21 protein-coding genes and 1 pseudogene are annotated in these 23,296 nt (G+C 62.7%); 7 read left to right on the top strand and 15 right to left on the bottom strand.

Annotation, left to right across the window (positions count from 1 at the left end; genetic code table 11):
* Positions 1–23 precede the first annotated feature (23 nt).
* The 10 genes and pseudogenes from H928_RS0100365 to H928_RS0100320 all read right to left on the bottom strand — a co-directional run bounded on the left by H928_RS0100365 (position 24) and on the right by H928_RS0100320 (position 9,294).
* Entirely contained in the window at positions 24–1,004 is a 981-nt protein-coding gene (locus tag H928_RS0100365; protein ID WP_021024696.1) for a tripartite tricarboxylate transporter substrate binding protein, read from the bottom strand.
* A gap of 18 nt (positions 1,005–1,022) precedes the next feature.
* Positions 1,023–1,301, bottom strand: a complete 279-nt coding sequence (gene catC / locus H928_RS0100360; protein ID WP_021024695.1) for a muconolactone Delta-isomerase — start codon at positions 1,299–1,301, stop codon at positions 1,023–1,025.
* A 20-nt stretch (positions 1,302–1,321) separates the two neighbouring features.
* Positions 1,322–2,671, bottom strand: a complete 1,350-nt coding sequence (locus H928_RS0100355; RefSeq protein ID WP_021024694.1) for an aromatic acid/H+ symport family MFS transporter — start codon at positions 2,669–2,671, stop codon at positions 1,322–1,324.
* A gap of 30 nt (positions 2,672–2,701) precedes the next feature.
* On the bottom strand, positions 2,702–3,118 hold the full coding sequence (locus H928_RS0100350) for a RidA family protein (RefSeq protein ID WP_021024693.1): 417 nt from the start codon (positions 3,116–3,118) through the stop codon (positions 2,702–2,704).
* Between the two features lie 98 nt (positions 3,119–3,216).
* Complete coding sequence (gene benD / locus H928_RS0100345; protein WP_021024692.1) at positions 3,217–4,014, bottom strand: benzoate diol dehydrogenase BenD; 798 nt, start codon at positions 4,012–4,014, stop codon at positions 3,217–3,219.
* A 52-nt stretch (positions 4,015–4,066) separates the two neighbouring features.
* A pseudogene (benC, locus tag H928_RS30465) lies at positions 4,067–5,065 on the bottom strand (benzoate 1,2-dioxygenase electron transfer component BenC); the annotation flags it as partial.
* Between the two features lie 17 nt (positions 5,066–5,082).
* Positions 5,083–5,595, bottom strand: a complete 513-nt coding sequence (benB, locus tag H928_RS0100335) for a benzoate 1,2-dioxygenase small subunit (protein WP_021024690.1) — start codon at positions 5,593–5,595, stop codon at positions 5,083–5,085.
* Positions 5,592–6,956, bottom strand: coding sequence for a Rieske 2Fe-2S domain-containing protein (locus H928_RS0100330; protein WP_021024689.1), 1,365 nt, complete (start codon positions 6,954–6,956; stop codon positions 5,592–5,594). The genes benB and H928_RS0100330 overlap by 4 nt, the downstream gene beginning before the upstream one ends.
* A gap of 132 nt (positions 6,957–7,088) precedes the next feature.
* Positions 7,089–8,024, bottom strand: a complete 936-nt coding sequence (catA, locus tag H928_RS0100325) for a catechol 1,2-dioxygenase (RefSeq protein WP_021024688.1) — start codon at positions 8,022–8,024, stop codon at positions 7,089–7,091.
* A gap of 58 nt (positions 8,025–8,082) precedes the next feature.
* A complete protein-coding gene (locus tag H928_RS0100320) occupies positions 8,083–9,294 on the bottom strand; it encodes a muconate/chloromuconate family cycloisomerase (protein WP_021024687.1) in 1,212 nt (403 codons plus the stop codon).
* 143 nt (positions 9,295–9,437) lie between these two features.
* Between H928_RS0100320 and H928_RS0100315 the strand changes: the two genes are divergently transcribed.
* Together H928_RS0100315 and H928_RS31230 are read left to right on the top strand one after the other, a co-directional pair.
* Positions 9,438–10,391 (top strand): LysR family transcriptional regulator, encoded by a 954-nt coding sequence (locus tag H928_RS0100315; RefSeq protein WP_021024686.1) that lies wholly within the window; start codon positions 9,438–9,440, stop codon positions 10,389–10,391.
* A gap of 504 nt (positions 10,392–10,895) precedes the next feature.
* Positions 10,896–11,657: a hypothetical protein gene (locus H928_RS31230; protein WP_148292977.1), complete on the top strand. Its 762-nt coding sequence runs from the start codon at positions 10,896–10,898 to the stop codon at positions 11,655–11,657.
* A gap of 192 nt (positions 11,658–11,849) precedes the next feature.
* Here H928_RS31230 and H928_RS0100305 read toward each other — a convergent pair whose 3' ends face one another.
* On the bottom strand, positions 11,850–12,584 hold the full coding sequence (locus H928_RS0100305; RefSeq protein ID WP_239644861.1) for a LysE family translocator: 735 nt from the start codon (positions 12,582–12,584) through the stop codon (positions 11,850–11,852).
* Here H928_RS0100305 and H928_RS0100300 point away from each other — a divergent pair.
* The 4 genes from H928_RS0100300 (at position 12,575) to H928_RS0100285 (ending at position 17,496) form a co-directional block, all read left to right on the top strand.
* Complete coding sequence (locus tag H928_RS0100300; RefSeq protein ID WP_021024683.1) at positions 12,575–13,030, top strand: Lrp/AsnC family transcriptional regulator; 456 nt, start codon at positions 12,575–12,577, stop codon at positions 13,028–13,030. The two genes, H928_RS0100305 and H928_RS0100300, sit on opposite strands and share 10 nt — an antisense overlap.
* 118 nt (positions 13,031–13,148) lie before the next feature.
* A complete protein-coding gene (locus tag H928_RS0100295; protein ID WP_021024682.1) occupies positions 13,149–13,667 on the top strand; it encodes a sigma-70 family RNA polymerase sigma factor in 519 nt (172 codons plus the stop codon).
* The gene (locus H928_RS0100290; RefSeq protein WP_021024681.1) at positions 13,660–14,658 is read left to right on the top strand and encodes a FecR domain-containing protein; all 999 of its coding nucleotides are present in this window, start codon (positions 13,660–13,662) and stop codon (positions 14,656–14,658) included. The genes H928_RS0100295 and H928_RS0100290 overlap by 8 nt, the downstream gene beginning before the upstream one ends.
* A 327-nt stretch (positions 14,659–14,985) precedes the next feature.
* Complete coding sequence (locus H928_RS0100285; protein ID WP_027010354.1) at positions 14,986–17,496, top strand: TonB-dependent receptor; 2,511 nt, start codon at positions 14,986–14,988, stop codon at positions 17,494–17,496.
* Between the two features lie 139 nt (positions 17,497–17,635).
* Here H928_RS0100285 and H928_RS25545 read toward each other — a convergent pair whose 3' ends face one another.
* From H928_RS25545 to H928_RS31225, 3 genes are all read right to left on the bottom strand, one after another.
* Positions 17,636–17,959 (bottom strand): excalibur calcium-binding domain-containing protein, encoded by a 324-nt coding sequence (locus tag H928_RS25545; RefSeq protein WP_021024679.1) that lies wholly within the window; start codon positions 17,957–17,959, stop codon positions 17,636–17,638.
* Between the two features lie 100 nt (positions 17,960–18,059).
* Positions 18,060–20,051, bottom strand: a complete 1,992-nt coding sequence (locus H928_RS0100275) for a hypothetical protein (protein ID WP_021024678.1) — start codon at positions 20,049–20,051, stop codon at positions 18,060–18,062.
* Positions 20,052–20,082: 31 nt separating this feature from the next.
* Positions 20,083–20,559: a hypothetical protein gene (locus tag H928_RS31225; protein ID WP_148292976.1), complete on the bottom strand. Its 477-nt coding sequence runs from the start codon at positions 20,557–20,559 to the stop codon at positions 20,083–20,085.
* Between the two features lie 68 nt (positions 20,560–20,627).
* On the opposite strand from H928_RS31225, the gene H928_RS31220 reads away from it, so the two are divergent.
* The gene (locus H928_RS31220; RefSeq protein WP_148292975.1) at positions 20,628–21,971 is read left to right on the top strand and encodes a hypothetical protein; all 1,344 of its coding nucleotides are present in this window, start codon (positions 20,628–20,630) and stop codon (positions 21,969–21,971) included.
* 76 nt (positions 21,972–22,047) lie between these two features.
* On the opposite strand, the gene H928_RS25540 is transcribed toward H928_RS31220, so the two are convergent.
* On the bottom strand, positions 22,048–23,070 hold the full coding sequence (locus tag H928_RS25540; RefSeq protein ID WP_021024676.1) for a DNA topoisomerase IB: 1,023 nt from the start codon (positions 23,068–23,070) through the stop codon (positions 22,048–22,050).
* Between the last annotated feature and the right edge of the window lie 226 nt (positions 23,071–23,296).

Genomic DNA, 23,296 nt, shown 5'->3' with positions numbered 1-23,296 from the left:
TTATCCGTTGCCGGGCTGCGGCATCAATCCAGGTGGATGCCGCGCTCCTTGATCAGCGTGCCCCAGCGCGCCAGCTCCTGCTGCAGGTGGGTAGCCAGCGCCTGGGGCGTGCTGCCAATGGGCTCGGCACCCACGCTTTCGAGCTTTTTGAGGGTATCGGGCTGCTGCATCGCGCCGTTGAGCACCTGGTTGAGCCGGGCCACCACCTGGGGCGGCGTGCCGGCGGGGGCAAACACCGCAAACCAGGGCGATACCTCGTAGCCGGGCAGGCCGGCTTCGGCGATCGTGGGCACACCGGGCAGTGCGGAGGAGCGCTTGGCAGTCGTCACGCCCAGCGCGCGCAGCTTGCCCGACTGGATATGCGGCCGCGCCGAGGTGATGCTGTCAAACATCAGATCGACCTGGCCGCCCAGCATGTCGGTAATGGCCGGGCCGCTGCCCTTGTAGGGCACATGCATCAGCTCCACGCCGGCGGTGGAGGCAAACACCTCGCCGGCCAGGTGGATGGAGGTGCCGTTGCCAGCGGATGCATAGCTGAGCTTGCCGGGGTTGCGGCGCGCATGGGCCAGCACATCCTGCACGGATTGGTCGGGGCTGCGGGCGGCATTGACCACCAGCACATTGGGCACCACGGCCAGCAGGCTGATGGGCGCAAAGTCCTTGACCGGGTCATAGGCCAGCTTGGCGTACAGCGCCGGGTTGGTGGCCATGCCGATCGAGGTGATCATGATGGTGTAGCCGTCGGCAGGCTGCTTGGCGACATAGTCAGCACCAATATTGCCGCCGGCGCCGGGCCGGTTCTCGATCACAAAGGGCTGGCCCAGCTCGCGTGCGGCGCGGTCGCCCAAGGTGCGGGCAATCACATCCATCGCGCCACCCGGCGGAAAGGGCACCACCCATTTGATGGGTTTGGCCGGCCAGGCGGCATCGGGTTGCGCCATCGCGGCGCCTGGCAGCGCCAGGGCTGCCAGCAGCAGGGCTAGGGTTCGCCGTTGCATCGTCATCTGCGTTTGCCTGTCTGCTTATCGGATGGAAGAGGGGTGCTTGGCCAGTGGCGTCACTCTGATCTGCATGTAGGGGAACAGCGGCAGCTGGCTCAGCGTGTTGTGCAGCTCGTCATGGCTGGCCACATCGAAGACGCTGTAGTTGGCGTACTCGCCCACCACGCGCCACAGGTGCGGCCATTGTCCCGATTCCTGCAGCTGCTGCGAATAGGCTTTTTCCGCAGCCTTGATGCGCGCGGCCTCTTCGGCGGGCAGGCTGGCGGGGATGTTGACGACCATATGGACAAGATAGAGCATGGTTTTTTCCTAAAGTGCGATCAGACGGCGGGGCGAACGGCAGCGGCGGAGACGCTGGGCGCCTCTTGCTTGCCACGGTAGTAAAGGATGAAGAAGCCGATGGCGAGCGCCGCCACCAGGCCGGGCACGGCAAATACCAGGAAGTTCATCTGCAGCGGCAGCGCTGCGGCCATCAGCCAGCCGCCCAGCAGCGGGCCCACAATGGCACCGGTGCGCCCCACACCCGAGGCCCAGCCCAGGCCGGTGGAGCGGATGGCCTGCGGGTAGAACTGCGCCGTGTTGGCATACAGCAGGATCTGCGTGCCGATGGTGGTGGCGCCGGCAATGGCGATCAGCAGGTAGAGCACCGGCATGGGGCTGTTGAAGCCCAGCAGCGCGATGGCGACGGTGCCCAGCGCAAAGAAGGCCAGCACCACCTTGGGCAGGCTGAAGCGGTCACCCAGCCAGCCGCCAGCAATGGCGCCGACCACGCCGCCAAAGTTCAGCATCAGCAGGAACGACAAGCTCGATCCCAGGCTGTAGCCGGCGGTGGCCATCAGCTTGGGCAGCCAGGAGCCCAGCGCATACACCATCAGCAGGCAGCAGAAGAAGGACAGCCAGATCATGAAGGTGCCCATCGCGCGGCCCTTGAGGAACAGATCAAGCATGGGCACGCCGGCGCCTTTGGCCTCGGTCTGCAGCAGCTGCACATCGCTGCCCATGGCCACATCGGGTGCAACCTGCGACAGCATCTGCCGCGCCTTGGCCTGCTGGCCCTGGCGCAGCAAAAAGCCCACCGACTCGGGCAGCTTCCACAAGATCAGCGGCAGCAGCACCAGCGGCAGGGCTGCGGCAAAGAACATGGACTGCCAGCCAAAGCGCGGCAGCATGTAGATGCCCAGGCCCGCGCAGAGCACGCCGCCCAGCGAATAGCCGCTGAACATCAGCGCCACCAGGGTGCTGCGGGCGCGCTTGGGGGCGTACTCGTTGATGAGGGCCACGGCATTGGGCATCAGGCCGCCGCAGCCCAGGCCGGCGATAAAGCGGAAGATGCCAAACTCGGTGGGCGAGGTGGCAAAGCCGCTCATGAAGGTGGCAATGCTGAACAGCACAAAGCTGATGGCCACGCCTTTTTTGCGGCCGATGCGGTCGGCCAGCGGGCCAAAGATGAAGGCGCCAAACATCATGCCGAACAGCGCATAACTGCCCAAGGCGCCGGCCTGCACGGGTGAGAGGCTCCACTCCTTCATCAGCACGGGCAGCACGGCGCCGTAGATGAACAGGTCATAGCCATCAAACACCAGCAGCAAGCCGCATAGCAGGGTGACCATCCAGTGGAAGCGCGTAAAGCGGGCGTTGTCTATGACCTGGTTGACGTCCAAGGTTTTCATCTCTGTCTCCTTTTATAAGGGCTGGGTTGTTCAGCCCGGTTTGGCTTCATGGGCCGGTATCACTGCAATGGCCTTGATCTCCACGATGTAGCCGGGCGCGCCGCCCAGCATGTGTGCGCCCACCGCTGTCCAGGCGGGAAGCGGGTGGCTGTGCAAAAAGCGGTTGCGCACCTGCATGAACAAGGGCAGGTCGCGCATGTCGGTGTGAAAGCTGGTCAGATCAACCACATCGGCCAAGCTGGCGCCTGCAGCCTCCAGCACCAGCTGCAGGTTGGCAAAGGCCTGCGTGATCTGGGCTTCACGGTCCTCGACCAGCTGCAGGTCGGGCCTGCGGCCGATCTGGCCGGACACATAGACGGTGTGGCCGACACGGATGGCCGGGGCGTAGCCGATCTTTTCGTACACCGCCTCCATGCCGGGCGGAACAATGGCTTGGCGATCAGTCATGGTGTCTCCTGGGCCCGCGCATCGCTGCAGCTTTGCGGTGCTGCGCTGGCGCGGGCTGTTCTTTTATGTATGGGTAGGGAGGTTGGCGGTGGGTGCGCTCAGCCGTTGTCGCCACCGGCCACGGGCAGCACCGCACCGGTGATGTAGGCCGCCTCGTCGGAGGCCAGAAACAGGATTGGGCCGACCTGGTCATCCAAGCTGCCGTAGCGTTTGAAGTAGTTGGACTCGGTCACCTGCTGCACGGCCTCGCGCATCCAGCTTTGCTCCTGCGGGCTGTCGCCCGCGGCATTGCGCGGCACACGCCGGGGCGGCGCATGGGTGCCGCCAGGGGCCGAGGCGACGACGCGGATGTTCTGCGGCGCGTATTCCATCGCCAGCGATTGCGTCAAGGCATTGACCCCGCCCTTGGCGGCCGAGTACGGCACCCGGCGAATGCCGCGCGTGGCGTTGGACGACACATTGACGATGGTGCCGCCGCCGCGTGCCAGCAGATGCGGCAGCACGGCATGGCAGGCATAGAGGGTGGGCATCAGCGAGCGGCGGATTTCTGCATCGATCTGCGCGGGCTCGAACTCGGCAAAAGGGCGCATGCGGATCGCGCCGCCCACGCCGTTGATGAGGATGTCGATACCGCCAAACAGCTCGGCGGCCCGGGCCATCGCGGCCTGCGCGCCTTCGTAGGTTTCCAGGTCGGCCACCAGGCCAGCCGCGTTGGGGCTGCCCGCCTCGGCTGCCACCTCGGCAATAAAGTCGGCCCGGTCGACCAACAGCACCTGGGCGCCTTCGGCCACGGCGCGCAGCGCCACGCCCCGGCCAATGCCCTGGGCTGCGCCGGTCACCACCATCACCTTGCCAGCAAAGCGTGGGGTGCTTGCGGCTTGCAGGGGCGCGTTCATGCCAGGGCCTCCGCCACGGCGGCCACCGGCTGGGGGGGCCCACCGGCTGGGTGGGCGTGAACTTTTCGTAATGGAAGTTGGCGGGCACTATGCCTTCGGCCTGGAAATGCTTTTGCACCGCATCCACCATGGGTGGCGGGCCGCAGAGGTAGACATCGACATTGCCGCCATGCAGCGCCTGGGCGGGCAGGTGGTGGGTGACATAGCCCTGGCGCTCATGCGCGGTGTGCGCATCGGCCACGCAGGTGCTGAAGCTAAAGCCCGGGATCTGCAGTGCATAGGCCTGCAGGCGCTCGACCAGCACCAGGTCCGCATCGCGGGTGACGCCATAGACCATATGGATGGGCTGGGTTGCGCCGTTGCGGGCCAGCACCTCCAGCATCGACAGGAAGGGCGCCAGGCCCGTGCCGCCCGCCAAAAACAGCAGCGGCCGCGTGACTGTGCGCAGGTAAAAGCTGCCCAGCGGCCCGGTCATCTGCAGCGGGTCGCCCGGGCTGGCGCCCTGGAGCCAGCTGCTCATCAGGCCGCCGGGCACCTGCTTGATCAGAAAGCGCATGCGGCCCTCGCCAGGCGCGGAGCTGAACGAGTAGGAGCGGTGCTGGCTGCTGCCCGGCACGCCGATATTGACGTACTGCCCGGGCAAAAATGCGGGTGCGGCCTCTGCCACATCCAGCACCAGTTCATAGGCGGCATCGCCAAAGGGCTGCACCGCGCTCACCGTGGCGCTGAACTGGCTGGTGCCGGTCTTGCAGGCGGTCGACGGCACCGGCACGGCGATCACGCAGTCGGACTGTGGCACCATCTGGCAGGTCAGCACCAGGCCCTGGCCGGCTTCGTCTTCGGTCAGCGCGTCGTCGATGTAGTCGTCGCCCAGGTCGTAAGTGCCGCTCTCGGCCTTGCACTTGCAGGTGCCGCAGACGCCGTCCGAGCAGTCCATCGGCAGGTTGATACGGTTGCGGAAGGCGGCGTCCAGCACTTTTTCGTGGGCGCCGCAGTCCACAAAGCGGGTGACCCCGTCTTCAAAGTTCAGGGCAATGCGATAGCTGTTCATGGTGGTCTCCTGGCGTGTCAGATGTGGTAGACATCAATGACCTGGCGGATGTAGTCGTTCTTGAGGACGATCTTTTTGCGGGCGATGAGGAAGCTGCCGGCCACTTTGCGCAGGGTCAGAAAGACCGTGCCAAAGAAGTGATCGGTCTGCTTGTAGCGGTGGCTGAGCGTGTGAAAGTTGTAGCGAATCTCCACCGTATCGACTTGCTCGGCCAGCACTTCCACATTCGTGATCATGTGGTTGGTGCGCGGCTCGGGCATCGATGCGCTGGAGCGCTCGGTCTTGATGCGGAAGACCCGGTCTTCCAGCCCATTGCGGTTGGGGTAGTAGATCAGCGAGATCTGGCTGTGCGGGTCGTCGGTGAGCTGGTCATCGTCGTCCCAGGCGGGCATCCAGTACTCGGCATCGGGCGCGTAGAGCGCGAGCCAGGGCTCCCACTCGCGGTCATCCAGGTAGCGCGCCTCGCGGTACAGAAAGGCGCAGATGGCGCGGTGGTCGGCCGCGTTGCTGTGGCTGGCGGCGCTGCTCATGGCTGGGCTCCTGCGCGCTCTTGCTGCACGGCTTGGCGCATGGTCTTGGCCCAGTAGTCGTGCTGGCAGACAAACAGGCCCTCGTCCTCGCTGCGCTCGCCGCTGAGCAAGGGGCTCATGCCCATCTTCCTGGCGTTCTCGTCGGGGCCCTTGATCCACAGCGGCGCGCCACGGCTCATGTCGTTCCAGCGCACCGCGCTGCCGGCGTAGCCTGCCTGGCAGGCGCGGAACTCTTCCAGGTCATCGGCCGTGCCCATGCCCGAGACGTTGAAGAAATCCTCGTACTGGCGGATGCGGGTTGCGCGGTCCTGCGCGCTTTCTCCCTTGGGGCCAAAACAGAAGATGCTGATCTCGGTCTGGTTCACGTTCAAGGGGCGGGCCACGCGGATCTGGGTGCCGAACTGGTCCATCAGGAACACATTGGGGTAGAGGCAGAGGTTGCGCGTCTGGCGCACGATGAAATCTGCGCGCTCCTGGCCCACGCGCTGGGCCAGCTCTTCACGCTGGTTCCAGATCGGGCGCACCTCGGGGTTCAAGGTGTTGGTCCACAGCAGAATGTGGCCGTTCTCAAAGCCATAGACGCCGGCGACCGACTTGCTCCAGTTGTTGGCGTCAGTCGCCTTGGTGCCTTCGGCATTGCGGCGGCTCATCGTGGCCGCATAGTTCCAGTGCACGGAGCTGACGTGGTAGCCGTCGCAGCCGTTTTCCATCTGCATCTTCCAGTTGCCGTCATAGATGTAGCTGGAGTTGCCGCGCAGCACTTCCAGGCCGTCGGGCGCCTGGTCCACGATCTGGTCGATGATGACCCGGGTCTCGCCCAGGTAGTCTTCGAGCGGCTGTACATCGGCGTTCAGGCTGCCAAACAGAAAGCCCCGGTAGTTCTGGAAGCGCGCCACCCGGGTCAGGTCGTGTGAGCCGTTCTTGTTGAAGGAGATCGGGTACTCGGTGGTCTTCTCGTCCTTGACCTTGAGCAGCTTGCCGGCGTTGCTGAAAGTCCAGCCATGGAAGGGGCAGGTGAAGCTGCCCTTGTTGCCATGCTTTTTGCGGCACAGCATCGCGCCCTTGTGCGCGCAGGCATTGATCACCGCATGCAGCTCACCCAGCTTATCGCGGGTGATGATGATGGGCTGGCGGCCGATCGACGTGGTGTAGTAGTCGTTGTTGTCGGGGATCTGGCTCTCGTGCGCCAGGTAGACCCAGTTCGATTCGAACAGGTACTTCATCTCCAGCTCGAACAGCTCGGGGTTGGTGAAGATGTCGCGGCGGCAGCGGAAAATGCCCGCTTCCTTGTCGTCTTGCAGCGCTGTCTCCAGCAGGTGTTCGACGGCGCCGAACTGATCGGCAGAGGCAATCGTGGTCATGGTGAGGGCTCCTGGGGGTACAGCTCCGCCTCGCAACGCGGATCGCGGCGCGAATGGCTAGGGGAGGGAGGATGGGTCTGGGGCGGGGGCACTGCCCGCTAGGCAGCACCCCGGCCGTCGGGCGTCAGCGGATCAGGCCGCCAGGCGTGGGCGGTCCACGATCTGGTTGTCGACACCGCCCACCAGCGCGCTGAGCTGGATGTCAAACACGATCTCGGCAAACGGGCCGCTCAGGCCGTGGGCGCGGATGCTGGCCTCGTCGCTGCGCTCGGTCAGCGGGGGCACCAGGCCTTCGCGGGTGGCGTAGGCAAAGTCGTCAAACACCAGCGGGTCACCGTCGATATTGATCTGCGTGGTGAGCTTGCGGTGGCCATCTGCTGTGACGAAGAAGTGGATGTGCGCGGGGCGGTTGCCGTGGCGGCCCAGCTGGTTGAGCAGGGCCTGGGTCGGGCCATCGGGCGGGCAGCCATAGCCCATGGGCACGATGCTCTGGAATTTATAGCGGCCTTGGGCATCGGCCATGATGGTGCGGCGCATGTTGAACGGCTTTTGCTCGCCGGTGGGGTCAAAGTGCGAGTAAAAGCCCTTGGTGTTGGCATGCCAGACCTCGACCTGCGCGCCGGGCAGCGGTTGGCCATTGGCGCCGTAGACGGTGCCGTGCATGATGAGGGTGTGGCCGGCCGTGTCGCTGCCGTCATCGAGGCGGCCAGAGCCTTGCACCACGGGCGCGCCTGCCACGTAAAGCGGGCCTTCAATCGTGCGCGGTGTGCCGTTGGCGATGCCCAGCGCCGCGTCGTCAGCATCCATGCGCATGTCGAAGTAGCGGTCCAGCCCCAGGCCGGGCGAGAGCAGGCCGGCCTCGCCGCGCGCGCCGAGCTGGTTCAGGTAGGCAACGCCGGCCCAGTATTCGTCAGACGTGATGTCCAGGTCTTCAATGGCCTTGAACAGGTCGGACAGGATGCGGTGGATGATCTGCTTGGTGCGCGGGTTGCCGCCGTCCTGGTTGAGGCCGCTGGCCAGACGCAGAAAATCCTGCACGTCGGGGGTGTTGAAGATTGGGGCGCTCATCGTAGTCTCCTTGTCGTAAATTCTTGGGGTCAATCTGTCTGTCTATCCGTCTGTGGTGTCAGGCTGTGGCGGGCACCCCGACCGGCACGCTCACGCGGCTGCGGTCCCTGCGGAAGTGCCGCACGCGGTCTTCATCCAGCGCAATGCCCAGGCCCGGTGTGGTGGGTACCGTCAGGTGGAAATCCTTGTACTCCAGCGGCGTAGCCAGTATCTCTTCGGTCAGCAGCAGCGAGCCAAACAGCTCGGTGCCCCATTGCAGCTCCCGGAACGTGGAAAACACATGGGCCGAGGCGATGGTGCCCACGCCGCCTTCGAGCATGGTGCCGCCATACAGTTCGATCCCGGCCGCATCGGCAATGGCGGCGACCTGTTGCGCCGCCTGCAGCCCGCCCGATTGCTCGGTCTTGATCGCAAACACATCGGCGCCAGCCACGCGTGCCAGTGCCAACGCGGAGGCCGGGCCGGTCAGCGATTCATCGGCCATGATGGCAATCGGGTAGCGGCCTTTGAGCCGGGCCAGCACATCGGCGCTGGCCACCGGCTGCTCGGCCAGCTCGCAGCCGGCATCGACGAGGCCCGCCAGGCCGTGGTGCGCTTCGAGCTCGCTCCAGGCCATGTTCACATCGACCCGCACCGAGGCCAGATCGCCCAGTGCCTTCTTGATGGCCGCTACATGGGCCACATCGTCGCGCACCGCCTTGCGGCCGATCTTGAGCTTGAAGATCTGGTGGCGGCGTGTCTCCAGCATGCGCTGCGCTTCTTCGATGTCGCGGCCGGTGTCGCCCGAGGCCAGCGTCCAGGCGATGGGCAAGCGATCACGCAGGCGGCCGCCCAGCAGCTCGGACACCGGCAGGCCGGTGCGCTGGCCCAGCGCATCGAACAGCGCCGTCTCGACCGCGCACTTGGCAAAGCGGTTGTCGCGGATGGCCTGGTTCAGCCGGGCCATCAGTGCGGGCACGCGGTTGGCGTTGGCGCCCACCATCTGCGGCACAAAATAGGTATCGATGGCCAGCTTCATGCCTTCGGGAGACTCAGCGCCATAGGCCAGGCCGCCAATGGTCGTGCCCTCGCCCATGCCCACCGTGCCATCGGAGCAGCGCACGCGCACCAGCATCAGGGTCTGGCCGTTCATCGTGGCCATCGACAGCTTGTGGGGGCGAATGGTGGGCAGATCGACCAGCAAGGTCTCCACCTGTTCGACGACAACGGTCCCTGCTGCCGTATATGCCGCAGGTCGGGCGCTGTCTTGGGGTGGGTGTGTGTTTTGCATGGAGGCTATTGAACGACGCAGCGCGCCACTTGATCCAACACCGAATTTGTCTTGTTTCATACCTTGCAGGTATGGTGTGTAGTTTGAATATTAAAAAACAATGACTTAAAATCGCTACATTCCCATATCTATGGTTTTCCCTGATGGATCTGCGCCATATCCGGTATTTTGTGGCCGTGGCCACTACCCGCAACTTCACCCGCGCGGCTGAGCAAATGCATATTGCGCAGCCACCGTTCAGCCGCCAGATCCAGCAGCTGGAGGACGAGCTGGGCGTGCAGCTGATCCAGCGCAACAGCCGCCCGGTGCGCCTGACCGAGGCCGGGCGCCTCTTCTATGAGCAATCGCTGCAGGTTCTGCAGCGGGTGGACCAGATGAAAAGCGCGGCCCGCCAGGTGGGGCTGAACCAGCGGCAATCGATCTCGATCGCCTATGTGGCCTCCACCCTGTATGGCGGCCTGCCGATGCTGGTGCGCATGTTCCGCAAGCGCTATCCGGACGTGGACGTGCACCTGGTGGACATGGGCTCGATCCAGCAGATCCAGGAGCTGCGCTCGGGCCGCATCGACCTGGGTTTTGGCCGCATCCGCACCAATGACACCTCGGTGGCGCGCACCGTGCTGCGCGAAGAAAAGCTGGTGCTGGCCATTGCGCCAGGCACCCCGCTGGCCGCCGACACCGGCCGCATCCGCCTGCCCGAGCTGGCCGGCCAGCGCCTCATCGTCTACCCCAAGGACCCGCGCCCCAGCTTTGCCGACCATGTGCTGGGCCTCCTGCATGACCAGGGCATACAGCCCGCCGAGGTGCATGAGGTGCGTGAGCTGCAGGCCGGCCTGGGCCTGGTTGCCGCCGAGATGGGCGTCTGTATCGTGCCGGCAGCAGCGCGGCTGCGCTCGGACCTGGTCTACCGCCTGATCGACGACGAGCGCGCCACCTCACCCATCATCCTGAGCCACCGCGTCAATGACGACTCCTGGTATATCGCTGCGATCAAGGAGCTGACGGCCGAGATGTATGCACAGAACCCGCCGTGGCTGGATTTTGAGACGAATGCGTTTCCGGCGGGGGAGATGTATGGGGGTGCGGGGAAGAGGTGAGGGGGATTGCTGCACTTTGGAGTGTGAATTGCGGATTGAGTGCGCTCGTTGTCTGTTCTCAAGTTATTGCGATGATCGTAGAGAAGGGTCTTGATGAATTTGAGGGCGGTTAAAGACCCAAGGCGGGAGTTCATTTCACACAAAAGCTGTCGGTCAGACCCGTCCACGACTTGCACACTAAAGCACCGAGAATATGACTCCCTAGAGCTCTAAAAGTCAGTGCCTAGCAATTACCCTTAGGTTTACCCAGTCGTCGCTCAAGGAAACCTTTTCGTACTTTTGTACTGCCTGCGGCTTCATGTCTCGTCTTCAATGCAAACCTGCGGTTTGCTGGATTGTGGAAGCGGCTCTTGTTGGCGTTGTCACACTAAAAAGCTGCAAATGTCATTTGATGCACGTGGAGTTATGCCCGAACTCGCACGGGACACTTAAGATAGTTCCAGATACATCAACGGGGCACACTTCATGTACCAAAGAACTTCACACCACATAGTCGTCTTTGCCTTGGCAACCATCCTCTCGGCTTGCGGAGGTGGTGGCGATGATGACATCGCTGAGCCTGTGGATTCGGCCGCCTGCTTCAACGCCGGTTTTTACCGCCTGGGGACCGAAATCGCTTTTATGCAATCACAAACCACACAAGCCGCTGAATCTTCCAGTGCATCGACTTATGTACACTCTCTCTTTCACCGGGTCGTAGGCGAAGAAAAACAAGACGGTGCCAATATTATTCTTGTGGACTCCAATGAAGATTCGTTTGGCCACTCTCGTTATGCCATTGGAAACGGTGTGCTGCTCTATTACGGTTTCGGCAATTTAGATAACCTAGTTTTTTCGAGCAAACAAAGCTTGGTGCCAGCACGCGCATCCGTGATGGCTATGCAGCCTGGCCAGGTCACCATGCAGAACTTTGTGCAGACGAATGAAGGATATTTAAAGGGTGTTTATACACGTGGAGTTTCCAACGTTGCCTACACAAGAACCTTTGTAGGCCTGGAAACGGTCACCACCTCGCTGGGTCAATTTTCGGCCTGCCGTTTTGATACCAAGACACAGGCCAAGGACGCAGACAGCGGCAGGCTCACCCTTGATACACAGGCCACTTCATGGGTGGCTGCTACAGGTCCTTACCGAGGACTCTCCCTCAAAGAGAACTCCATTATCACTACATACGGGTATGTCGGTACTAACGCAGCTGAAGCCACTCAATACACCAGCACTATTGCAAAAGAAACCACGCAAGTGAACCAATTCGATATCAAATAGCGGATTGGATGTTGGTGGCTTTGTTGCACTGCAGGGACTTCCCGTCAATGAAAAAAAGCACCTAAACGGGTGAATTTGAGGGAATGGGGAGGCTGTTGTTAACTCCCGGTTTTAATGTTGAATGCCAGCTTTAGACCAGGCAGAGCTGCAAACCGAAGTGCCATTGCAGCCCATCGGCAGCCACCGCCCCCATCAATGCATCGCCCGCTCAGCCAGCAGCAGCAACGCGATGCCAACCATCAGCGCCCCTGACACACGGGATACCACCAGTGCCGCGCCTGGGCGCGTGCCCAGCACGCGCTGCGCTGTAAAACCAACCGCGAGATACACACCGCAGCAGCTCAGCGCATGCACGGCGCCCAGCACCATGATCTGCAGCGCGACGGGCCAGGCACTTTCGGCATGTACAAACTGCGGCAACAACGCCAACAGCAAAAGAATCAGCTTGGGATTGAAGCCGCTGATACCTGCGCCCTTGCACGCCCATTTCCATCCGCCGCCCACCAGCTCGGACCTGGCACTGACGGCGGCCGCAGGGCTGCGCAACATGGCCACGCCCATCCAGAGCAGATAGGCGGAACCGGCCACCGTAAGTACTGTCAAGACCACGGGGTGGCGGGCAACCAGCGCGCCAACGCCTGCGGCTACGGCCGCAGTGGCCAACAAGGCGCCGCAGGCTAGACCGACGACCGCAGCGCAAGCCAGCCGGCGCCCCCGCAAGCCTGCAGAAATGACATAGGCCCAATCGGCCCCCGGGGTGATCACCAACGCAAACGACACTGCCCAGAAGGCGGCTACAGCGGTCAAAGGCACAGTACTTCTCTCTGCAAACAAAGGAAAGAAGGATAGGCAACATGTAGCAGAATGTGCTTCCCTTAAATTCCGATAACTGAGAGAAAACTGGAAGCTATTTAAGAATGAATGCACTGGACCGGAAAATTCTTGCAGCGCTGGAGCGTGACGGGCGCTTGAGCCTCACCGACCTGGCTGCGCAGGTGGGGCTGAGTTTGTCCTCCTGCCATCGGCGTGTGCGCACCTTGGAGGAGGCGGGTGCCATTCGTGGCTACCGTGCCGATCTGGCACCGGCAGCACTGGGTTTGGACTTTGCCGCCATCGTCTTCGTCACGCTCAACAGCAGCAAGGTCGTGCGCGACTTTGAAAAAGCGGTCGCCGAACTGGACAACGTGATCCAGGCTCAGCGGCTCTTTGGCGACCCAGACTATCTGCTGCAGATCGTCGTCAAAGACTTGCCCGCTTTTCAGAAGCTCTACGACGAGAAGCTGACCGCCTTGCCTGGGATGCAGCGCATGACCTCGACCTTGGTCATGAAGGATGTGGTGTTCAACCGCCCGCTGACCTCGGCGTTGGGCTGATCGGCGCAGACAGGAACCAACATCCCAAGCCTGGTCGCTACTTGTGTTTGGGAATTTCAAATAGAATACGAATCATTTGCAATACACGAGGGAGCACCTGCGCGGGGCTCCCCTTTTTATGTCCCAAGATGCCAGTGCGCACCACGGCGTGCGACAGGAAGTCAGCGCGCTCTACCGCGACCACCACACGTGGCTGCGCACCTGGCTGCGCCGCAAACTCGGCGATGCGCACCATGCGGCCGACCTGGCGCATGATATTTTTCTGCGCCTGCTGTTGCGCGATGAGCCGGTGGCGGCGCAGGAGCCGCGCGCTTTTCTGACCACCGCTGCCAAGCATGCGCTGCTGAACCACTACCGCCGCCAGCGCCTGGAGCAGGCCTACCTGGAGGCATTGGCGCAGGCGCCCGCTGTGATGGCGATGTCGCCCGAGGAGCGGGCGCTCTTGCTGGAGGCGCTCGATGAGATCGACCGCATGCTGGACCAACTGCCAGCCCCCGTGCGCCAGGCGTTTTTGATGGCGCAGTTGGAGGGAATGCCCCAGCTGGAGATTGCCGCTGCACTGGGCGTGTCGCTCTCGACCGTGAAGCGCTACATCGTGCAAGCGGGCATGCAGTGCTATTTCGCCGTCCATGGCTGAGGCGGCGATTCCCCGGGCGGTTGCCCAGCAGGCGGTGGAATGGATGGTGGAATTACAGTCGCTAGATGCCACCCCCGATCTGAAAAACCAATGGCAGCAATGGCGCGCGGCAGACCCGGTGCATGAACAGGCCTGGCAGCGCATCGAGGCTGTCAACGGCCGGCTGGGTGCGATGGCGGGGCCCGATACCTTGGACTTTGCCAAAGCCGCCTTGTCGCCGCAGCGCTCGGCGCGGCGCAGGCAGATGGTCAAGTCGCTGGTGGTGCTGGTCGTTGCCGGCGGTGCGGCCTGGACAGGCTACCGGCAGACCAGCTGGCGCGAGGTGCTGGCGGGCCAGCGCACCGGCGTGGGCGAGCGGCGCACGATCGATCTGGATGATGGCACGCGGGTGGTGATGAATGCGTCCACCATGCTCGATATCCGTTTTGGCAGCAGCGAGCGCAGGCTGCGTCTGATTGCCGGCGAGATTCTGGTGCAGAGCGGCAAGGCGGGCGGCGGCCGGCCCTTGCTGGTGGAGACGCCGCACGGGCTGGCGACCGCGCTGGGCACCCGGTTTTCCGTACGGTTGGATGCGGACGGGCCGACCCGGGTGGGCGTTTACGAGGGCGCGGTGCGCCTGGCGCCGGTGGACGGCCAGCGCAGCCTGGTGCTGCAGGCCGGCCAGAAGAGCAGCTTTGATAGCCAGCACATCGGCGAGCCCCGGCCGGCCCGCGAGGACAGCGATGCTGCCTGGGTCGACGGGGTGCTGGTCGCGCGGGATATGCGGCTGGATGATTTTCTGCAGGAGCTGGGGCGCTACAGCGTGCACCCGCTGTCCTGCGATGACGACGTGGCGGCCCTGCGCCTGTCGAGCGCCTACCCGCTGGCAGATATTGCCAAGGTGCTGGACAACGTCGCCGGCCTGCTGTCCTTGCAGGTGCAGACAGGCAGCCGCCTGTGGGGCTGGCGCGCGGCATCGTACCGCTTGGTGCGGGCAGCACCCAAAAAATAATGGGGATGGGCTGAGCTGTTTGGCCGAGCAGCGTTTCAAGAAGAGGAGATCACAAGGTTGATCCGAGATTCCTCTTGACCGCCGTCGCCTTTGTGGCGAACAGAAAGTATTGCATCCATGGCCCATCACCGCACATCCGCGCGCCGCTTTGGCGGCCGCACCACCGTTCTTGCCCCTAGGGACCCTCTGCAAAACTCCCTGCCGTGGTCTGAACGCGGACTCGGGCGATCCGCTGCGTTGTCTTCCTTGTCAATAGCTACGGCTATAGACTGCAAAAGACGCCTTGCGTCTCATCCCGATCCGCGCCCATCCCGCTTGGCGAGGGTTTTGCGGAGCATCCCTAGCGCATTGGCGCTGGCGCTGTCCGCTATCTTGCCGCCTGCCGCACATGCCCAGGCCCAAGAACAGGCCCCTGTAGCGGGGCAGAGCGCCCAGGCCTACGCCATCCCGGCCGGCCCGTTGGATATGGCCTTGACGCGCTTTGCCAAGGAGAGCGGCGTGCTGCTGTCCTTTACCCCCGATACCACCGAGGGCCTGCGCAGCCCCGGCCTGCAGGGCAGGCATACGGTGCCAGAGGGCCTGGCTGCCTTGGTCGCAGGCACGGGGCTGCAGGCGGTGCAGCAGGCCAGCGGCAGTTACCTGGTGGTCAAAAAGCCGGCCAGCACCACGCCCGCGCCGGCCGCTGCGGCTGCGGCGCTGGCGCCCGAGCGCTCGTTGGCCGAGATCCGCGTGACGGCGCGGCGCTCGGCCAATGGCACGACCGAAGGCACGGGCTCCTACACCAACCAGGTGACCAGCATTGCCTCCAAGACCGACCAGTCCTTTCGCGAGATTCCGCAGTCGGTGTCGGTGGTGACGCGGCAGCTGATGGATGACAAGCGGGTGGTGGATGTGGAGCAGGCCCTGACCTTGACGCCTGGCGTCATCGTTGCCGACAACTCCGGCCGCTACTTCTCGCGCGGATTTCAGATCACCAGCATGCAGATCGATGGCGGCGCGCCGATGGCCTTGGGCGCCTACACCTACCAGCCCCAGCAGGACATGGGCTCCTACGACCGGGTCGAGGTGATGCGCGGAGCATCCGGCCTGCTGGGCGGGGTGGGCGATCCGGGCGGCATCATCAACCTGGTACGCAAAAAGCCGTTGGCGCAGCGGCAGGTGGAAGTGTCGCAATCGCTGGGCAGCTGGGGCAACCAGCGCACCGAGGTGGATGCCACCGGCTCCCTGACGCAGGATGGCCGCATCCGGGGCCGCACGGTGCTGAGCTACCAAAAGGGCGACTCCTACTTTGACTACATTAGCCAGGAAAAGCCCTCGCTCTATGGCGTGCTGGAGGCCGACCTGACGGCCGACACCTTGCTGACCGTGGGCGGCTCCTACGGCAAGGTGCGGCAGAAGGGCGACTATGCCGGCCTGCCACGCTTTGCTGATGGCCGCAGTCTGGGCCTGCCGCGCAGCACGGCCTTCTCCAACCCCTGGGCCTACTTCCACTACCAGAACGAGGAGGTGTTTGCCCAGCTGGAGCACCGTTTTGACAACCACTGGAAGTTCAAGCTCAACGCCACCCATGCGCGCACCGAGCAGCAGCGCCGCTGGAGCACGCTGTCTGGCGCAGTGGACCCGCAAACCCTGGCCGGGCCGGTGTGGCGCGGCGGTGTGCTGGACTCGTCCAACACCCAGGACATGGTGGATCTGAACCTGAGCGGCCCCTTCTCGCTGCTGGGCCGCAGCCATGAGCTGCTGATCGGGGCCGATTGGCAGCGGGTGCGCAGCCACTGGCAGAACATGAGCTTTGCCGACAGCGGCACGGTGGGCGGCAATGTGTTCGACATCCAGCCCTGGAACCCGGCGTTTGACCAGTTCAACCTGAACCTCAGCGAGCGCTACGGCCCCTGGGGCCAGGAGCAGCTGGGCGCCTATGGCGTTGTGCGGCTGCACCCGACCAACAAGCTGCATGTGATTGCTGGCGCCCGCCTGGCGCGTTATGAGTTTACGCAGACCATGTCCGACATCATCGACACCGCTGGCAACACCAGCCCCTGGTCCGCCAAATCGTTCAAGCAAAGCGCCAAGCTCACGCCCTATGGCGGTGTGATCTATGACCTGAACCCGCATTGGTCGGCCTATGTCAGCTACTCGTCGATCTTCAAACCCCAGGCACTCAACCTGGCGGGCCCGCAGCCGGGCACCCCGCTGAACCCCATCAAGGGCAAGAGCTATGAGGCGGGGCTGAAAGGCGAGCTGATGGATGGGCGCATGAACGCGACCTTCAGCGTCTTCAACGTGGAGCGCACGGGCACTGCAGTGCTGGATGAGCGCTATGCGGAGAACTACAGCCTCTGGGGCGCGAGCTGCTGCTACCTGCCGCAGGGCAAGGTCACTAGCCGGGGATTTGATGTGGAAGTGGGTGGCGAGGTCTCCAGCGGCTGGCAGCTGGCGGCGGGGTACACCTTCAACCAGACGCGGGACAAGACCGAAGGCACGGTCTTTAGCAGCATCACGCCCAAGCATTTGTTCAAGCTGTCCACCGTCTATACCTTGCCGGGTGCTTTGTCGAACTGGCGCGTGGGCGGCAGTGGCCGCATCCAGAGCACGCAGTATGTGAGCGGCGCTGTCACCAACAGCAGCGGCGAGAGCCAGCCCTACAAGTTCACGCAGGGCGGCTATGCGACCTGGGACCTGATGCTGCAGTACCGCTTTGACCCGACATGGACATTGAGCCTGAACCTGAACAATGTCTTTGACAAGACCTACTACCAGACCGTCAGCTCGGTCTACAACGGCAATATGCAGGCGCTGCCACGCAATGCAATGCTGACCTTGAACGGCAAGTTCTAGGGATGTTCTGCAAAACGCTCGCCAAGCGGGATGGACGCGGATCGCCCGAGACCCGCGTTCAGACTACAGCAGGGAGTGATGTAAAGGGTCCCTAAGCCATCGGCGATGGAAAAAAGAGCCTGCAGCGCAGGCTCTTGGTTTATGGTCTTTTGTTGACGTTGCAGAGCTGCCGTTCGCAGGGGATGCCGTCGTTGTCGCCGTCCATCTTGGTGTCGGGGCAGTTCTTCAGAAAAAACTTGGCCTCTTTGCACGATGTCATCTGCGAGCAGTGGGTGCGGCCATCGCATTTGAACAGTGGGTTGGGCGCACTGTTCGCTGTTGCCTCGGGTGGCTCGGGCTCGGAGAGAACAGGCTCGGAATCCCGCAGCGATGCGGCCTGCTGCTGCTCATAGCGGCTGTAGACCGTCCACGCGGCTAATGCGATCAGCAGATAGATGACGGGCCTGAACACGGTCTCCTCCATTTTTGGATGTTAATGAGTGTAACGACTCCATCCAAAGCCGAGTCAGGCCAGGGGCGGGGGAAAGCACTTAGACGCACGCTCTCCCTCGCCACCTCAAGCCTTACTGCTTGCCCGTCTGCATACCGCGCGGGCCGTACTGCTTGGGTGCTGCGCCGGCCTCAAAGGCACCAATATCGGGAGCCTTGCCCAGGTAGCCATCGTTGATGGTGGGCAGCAGCTTGCCGGCATCGATCAGCGCCGAGCCGGGGGCCGGGCTGAAGTCATAGTCCTCAGGCTTGTAGAGGCGCTGCACATCCTCGCGCACGGGCGACGAAGCACGGACCAGGTCCTGGTAGTCCACCTGGATGCTGCCGCGCTCCTGGCCCACAGCGGCCTGCACTTCGGCCAAGGATTTGAACTTGCGCTTCTCGGTCGGCTTTGTCCAATCCATGCCGATGTCCAGTGCGGGCGTGTCCCACTCATAGGCATGCGGCGCTTCGGGGTTGAAGCGGTAGGCATTGTGCTCCGCCACCGAGTAGTTGCTGTAGCTGTTGATGCGCATCAGCGGTGCCTTGCGGTTGACGCCTAGCACCAGGTTGTTGATGACGGTCTGGTTGGGTGCGTCCATGCGCACTTCGCCGACAAAGGTGTTCTGCAGTACCAGCACATTGGCGGCGGTGCCTACCTTCATCACGCCTTCGGTCGTGGTGTTGTAGACCAGGTTGCGGAAAAAGTAGACCGGGCCGCCCAGCAAGGGCGTGGCGCTCAAAGCGCCGCTGATGCTGTTGAAGCAGCGGTTGTCGAACACGCGGATGTTGTGCGCGCCTCCATCGGCTTCGATGCAGTTGTCACCCATGTTGTAGATGTCGTTGCCGTAGAAGTCGATGGACACGGGCACGCGGTCGCGCTTTTCCAGTCCGTTCTCGTCGGCGTCGGGGTCGCCGTAGGTGGCGACGTCGATGCCATCGTGCCAATGGGCCACATAGTTGTGCGCCACCACATGGCCCTGACCATAGAGCTTGATCGCGTATTCGGAGCCGTCGGGGCCGCCGAGCTTTTCAGGGAAGCCAGGCAGCTTTTCCCACTCCGCACCACGCCAGCCCATCATCTTTTGCTGGTCATGGCGGCCGATGAAGACGTTGTCGGCAATGTAGAAATTCTTGGAGCCTGACCAGTCATCCTGCACGCCCCGGCCGATGTTCTCCAGCCGCGAATGCTTGAGGGTGAAGCCGCTGGCGCCGGCGATGTTCTTCAAGCCCAGCAGAAACACCAAGTTGGCATTGCGGAAGGTGATGCCCTCAAAGTAGTTGTAGTTGGCGGCCATCAGGTTGAAGAACGTCTGGGCGCCTGCGCCGTCAAAGATGACCTCCCCATCGCCCGCCGCCTTGATGACGATGGGGCGCTCGGCCGTGCCGCTGGCCGTCAGGTAGTAGGTACCGTCAAACAAGGTGCTCAGCGCCTTGTAGCCGGGTTTGGGCAGGCCGTTCAGGTAGTTTACGCGGTCCGATTCGTACACGCCGGCATGCACCATTAGCACATCACCGGGCTTGACGCGGGCCGGGTAGGTGCCCTGAAAGTCGGAGCTGGCCGATCCCTCGTAGTAGGCATCCATCAGGCCGGTAAACGCCGGCTCCTCCTTGGGGCCGGTCCAATCGATGGGGTAGACATGGTAGACCTTGCCGCCGGCTGCGGGCACGGGCTCGGGGCGGGTGCGTACCTCCACCGTGCGGGTGGCAGTGCCACGTACGCCATCCGGGTCCGTCAGGCGCAGGCGAACCTGGTAGCCCGTGTCCGGTTCCAGATCAAAAATGCTGCCCGCAAACATATTGGGGTTGGTGTAGCGGTTGGGATCGGGGTGGAAGTTGGCACGCGGCGGTACCAGGTTGCCCACGCGCTCGCCCTGCGAGCGCACCAGTGGCAGCGCAGGGCGCCAGTCGCTTTGGCCCTTGGCGCGGTATTGCACTTCGACCTTGGCATTGCGGTTGTTGTCTCCGTCGATGCGCCATTCAACGCCAATCGATTTGAGAGTGGGCGGCTCTACCCACAAATCCCGTGCCGCGACGGCGTTGGACGATGTTTTGGTGGCTGCCGCCAGCGGAAATGCGGCGGCCATAGCCAGGCCCGCGATAGTAAAACCAAGTTTGTTATGCATTGACAGCTGGCTGGGCCAGACGCTTATAGATGGGAGGCCGTAGTGTACGAATGGATGCTTGGGCCCGGCAGAAAGCAGGTGACAAGGCCTGCTTGGGCCAGGGGCCGGTGTGTCGTTTGGTGGCGATGGACGGCAGAGGTGATGCCCGATGCCCGCTCGGCGCGGCCATGGCCCATGCCTCGGCACTGAGATCTTCAGTGTTACTGCCATGGGTAAATCTGAATCGGGTATTGCTGTCGTCCTGGCTGAAATTAAATTGTAATAAGGTGATGATAATGAATATACTTTTGTAATCCCTTCTGTGTAGCATATTTTCTGGATTTGTGGGGTATGCTGCCTGCTTTGTGCCTTTGTCAATCACGTAAATATGTGATGAGGTAAACCCGGGTCTTGGTGGAATGAGATTTATCGCAGAATGCTTTGGCAATATTTGAGATCCCGCGCTGAGGTGCTGGTCTTTGATATCCATTTCTGCTCTATTTGATGGTATTTTTTTCGATGAATAGGGTGGTTTATTCTGTATTTGAGGGTTACTGAATGATGAAATTTCCCATCCAAAAAATGGCCGCGTGTACGCTGGTGTCGGTGTCAATGGCAGCACCGTTGGCCCATGCCGATATCCGTGAGTCATTTACCGGTACTACAGCGCCTGGCTGGAGTTTGGCTGCCGATACCAGTCTTACTGCGCCAGGCACTGATGCCGATGGACAAGGCTGGCTGCGTTTGAACGGACTGGCCAATGGCCAGGTGGGACGGGCGCTGTGGACCGGGGCACCGCAATCTATCGTTGCCAATACGCCTCTGTACTTTGAGTTTGAGTATGTTTCCTGGGGTGGCGGGGGGGCGGATGGTCTGGTGGCCTTTTTCTACGACGCCAGCCAAGATATGAGTGGTGCGCTTTCTGGCGGTTCCTTGGGCTATTGCGCTGGCGCTGGTGCTTATCTCGGCATTGGGTTGGATGAATATGGCAATTTCTCGGGGCCATCGGATGCCATCAGTAGTGCCTGTAGTAATGGTGCCAATGGGAGTGGACCCACCTCGCAAAGCGTGGTTATCCGTGGCCCGGAGGATGCGCAATACCCCCTGATTGCCACTAGCCAGTATGGACCTGGCGTTGATACGCGTACCAGCTTGCGTCCGCAGCCTATAACGGTTCAGGTCAAGCTGGAACCCGAAGGCGTTGGGTATAACGTGACGGTCACCTTGATCCGGGAAGGCGTGTCGACGGTTCTGCACGATGCGGTACCCTTTCCCTATGCGCCGCCTTCCGATGTTCGGGTGGGATTTGCTTCTTCAACTGGCGATATAAACAACACCCACGAAGTGCGCAATGCAGTACTGGCCATCCTGGCGGATCTGGACGTCAGCAAGACGTTAATGACTCCTACCAGCGCGGCACCCAATTCCAGCGTGTCTTACACGCTCACCTATTTCAACCGCTCTGCATTCGATCTCCCCAGTGGTACGGTGAACTTTGAAGATGTCGTGCCAGCTGAAATCACCAATCCAAGCTGGACCTGTACCGGCGCGGCTTGCCCCAGTGCCAGTGGCAGCGGTAGCATCCAGGCCATCAATGCAGGTGTATTTCCTGCCAATGGTCAAGCCGTTTTCACCGTGACCGGCACGTTGTCCAATGCGGTGACGACCGGCCAGGTGATCTCCAGCTTGGCCAAAGCCAGCTTTGTGTCCGATTCCATCTATGCTGGCCCCACCAAGGAGGCAAGCGTAACAATCACGGTGGTGGATGCCGTCGCCCCCCAAGCTGCTGCTACCCCGGTGCCGGCACTGGAAGGTATCGGCCTGGCCCTGGCATCGACCGGGGTCGCAGGAGGAGGCGCCTGGATGCTGCGCCGCCGCAAAATCAAGGACCAGCGCCATTGATTTCTGGGTTTCGTACGCCTTCCGTTCGCCGCAGGGTGCTGGGAGGCGCTGTTGCTTTGATCCGGTCCCATGGCGTTTATGGTTTGCGCCGCCGCTTGCCAGTCGCCAAAAACGCCATCAGCGTACGCTCGGCCTCGCGCAATCCCGCGCTGCCGCGCAGCTGGCCCGCATAGGCATCGCAGCGCGCGCCGCCCTCGGGGCCTTCGCAGACTTCCATCACCAGCGGGTGGATATAGTACTTGCGGCAGACCGCCACGGTATTGCCCAGGTGCTGGGCGACCTGGCGGACGATATCGGGTGCCGTCAGCGGCGCATCGCTGCTGCGCGACTGCAGCGCCAGCGACAAGGCCAGTACGCTGGCATGCCAGGTGCGAAAGTCCTTGGCGCTGAAGTCCTCTCCGGCGATCTCGTGCAGATAGGCATTCACATGCTCAGAGCGCAGTTGCCTGCGCTCGCCCGCGTCATCCACATACTGGAACAGCCGCTGGCCCGGCAGGTCCTGGCAGCGCCGCACGATGCGCGCGACGCGCGGGTCCTCCAGCTCCACCTGCTGCTCCACGCCACTCTTGCCTTTGAACGCCAGACGGATGCGCGATGCGCGCATCGTCACATGGCGGTTGCGCAGGGTCGTCAGCCCAAAGGAGCCGTTCTCGCGCGCATAGCTGTCATTGCCAATGCGCAGCGCGGTGGTGTCCAGGAGGCGGACCACCGCTGCCGCCACCGAGGTCTGCGTGGTATCGCCCGCTTTCAGGTCGCGCTGAATGCGCCTTCGAATCAGACCCAGCTTGGCCGCAAAGGCCGCCATGCGCTCGAACTTGGTCTGCTTGCGCTGCTCCTGCCACAGCGGGTGGTAGCGGTACTGCTTGCGCCCCCGGGCATCGCGGCCCGTCGCCTGCAGGTGGCCCTGCGGATCGGGGCAGATCCACACATCGGTGTAGGCGGGAGGAATGACCAAGAGGCGAATACGTTCGAGCTGGCGGGGGTTGCGGATGGTCTGCCCACGCTGGTTTTGGTAAACAAACCCGTCGCCGCGCTGGATGCGCTGCCAGCCGGGCGAGGCATCGGTGACATAAGCCAAAGGCTTTTGGGGTTTGACCATGTGGTGCTGCTCTTGTGGTTTTGAGAAATGCGCTGATCTCGTCGCAAAAGCGTAGTGGCGACCCCGGCAGCCCGCTGTCAGCGAGGGGCTTGCGCGGGCATCCTGTTTTGGCGCATCAGCGCCTCAGACGGGGCTGCTGCGCAGATGCCATGTAAATGCCGCATGGCTGTGGTCTTGGCAAATCCGGGGCAGCCGGGACCGTGCTTGGCGGAAAAGTTCAACCGGC

The sequence above is a fragment of the Comamonas sp. B-9 genome (assembly GCF_000410635.1).
In the GTDB taxonomy this organism is placed as follows: Bacteria; Pseudomonadota; Gammaproteobacteria; order Burkholderiales; family Burkholderiaceae_C; genus Comamonas.
This window is presented reverse-complemented; position numbering and strand designations above follow the sequence as displayed.

Coding starts and splice junctions, on each gene's coding strand:
- H928_RS0100365 (WP_021024696.1), bottom strand. CDS start 1,004: ATGACGATGCAACGGCGAACCCTAGCCCTGCTGCTGGCAGCCCTGGCG.
- catC (WP_021024695.1), bottom strand. CDS start 1,301: ATGCTCTATCTTGTCCATATGGTCGTCAACATCCCCGCCAGCCTGCCC.
- H928_RS0100355 (WP_021024694.1), bottom strand. CDS start 2,671: ATGAAAACCTTGGACGTCAACCAGGTCATAGACAACGCCCGCTTTACG.
- H928_RS0100350 (WP_021024693.1), bottom strand. CDS start 3,118: ATGACTGATCGCCAAGCCATTGTTCCGCCCGGCATGGAGGCGGTGTAC.
- benD (WP_021024692.1), bottom strand. CDS start 4,014: ATGAACGCGCCCCTGCAAGCCGCAAGCACCCCACGCTTTGCTGGCAAG.
- benB (WP_021024690.1), bottom strand. CDS start 5,595: ATGAGCAGCGCCGCCAGCCACAGCAACGCGGCCGACCACCGCGCCATC.
- H928_RS0100330 (WP_021024689.1), bottom strand. CDS start 6,956: ATGACCACGATTGCCTCTGCCGATCAGTTCGGCGCCGTCGAACACCTG.
- catA (WP_021024688.1), bottom strand. CDS start 8,024: ATGAGCGCCCCAATCTTCAACACCCCCGACGTGCAGGATTTTCTGCGT.
- H928_RS0100320 (WP_021024687.1), bottom strand. CDS start 9,294: ATGCAAAACACACACCCACCCCAAGACAGCGCCCGACCTGCGGCATAT.
- H928_RS0100315 (WP_021024686.1), top strand. CDS start 9,438: ATGGATCTGCGCCATATCCGGTATTTTGTGGCCGTGGCCACTACCCGC.
- H928_RS0100300 (WP_021024683.1), top strand. CDS start 12,575: ATGAATGCACTGGACCGGAAAATTCTTGCAGCGCTGGAGCGTGACGGG.
- H928_RS0100295 (WP_021024682.1), top strand. CDS start 13,149: ATGTCCCAAGATGCCAGTGCGCACCACGGCGTGCGACAGGAAGTCAGC.
- H928_RS0100290 (WP_021024681.1), top strand. CDS start 13,660: ATGGCTGAGGCGGCGATTCCCCGGGCGGTTGCCCAGCAGGCGGTGGAA.
- H928_RS25545 (WP_021024679.1), bottom strand. CDS start 17,959: ATGGAGGAGACCGTGTTCAGGCCCGTCATCTATCTGCTGATCGCATTA.
- H928_RS0100275 (WP_021024678.1), bottom strand. CDS start 20,051: ATGGCCGCCGCATTTCCGCTGGCGGCAGCCACCAAAACATCGTCCAAC.
- H928_RS31225 (WP_148292976.1), bottom strand. CDS start 20,559: ATGGATATCAAAGACCAGCACCTCAGCGCGGGATCTCAAATATTGCCA.
- H928_RS31220 (WP_148292975.1), top strand. CDS start 20,628: ATGATGAAATTTCCCATCCAAAAAATGGCCGCGTGTACGCTGGTGTCG.
- H928_RS25540 (WP_021024676.1), bottom strand. CDS start 23,070: ATGGTCAAACCCCAAAAGCCTTTGGCTTATGTCACCGATGCCTCGCCC.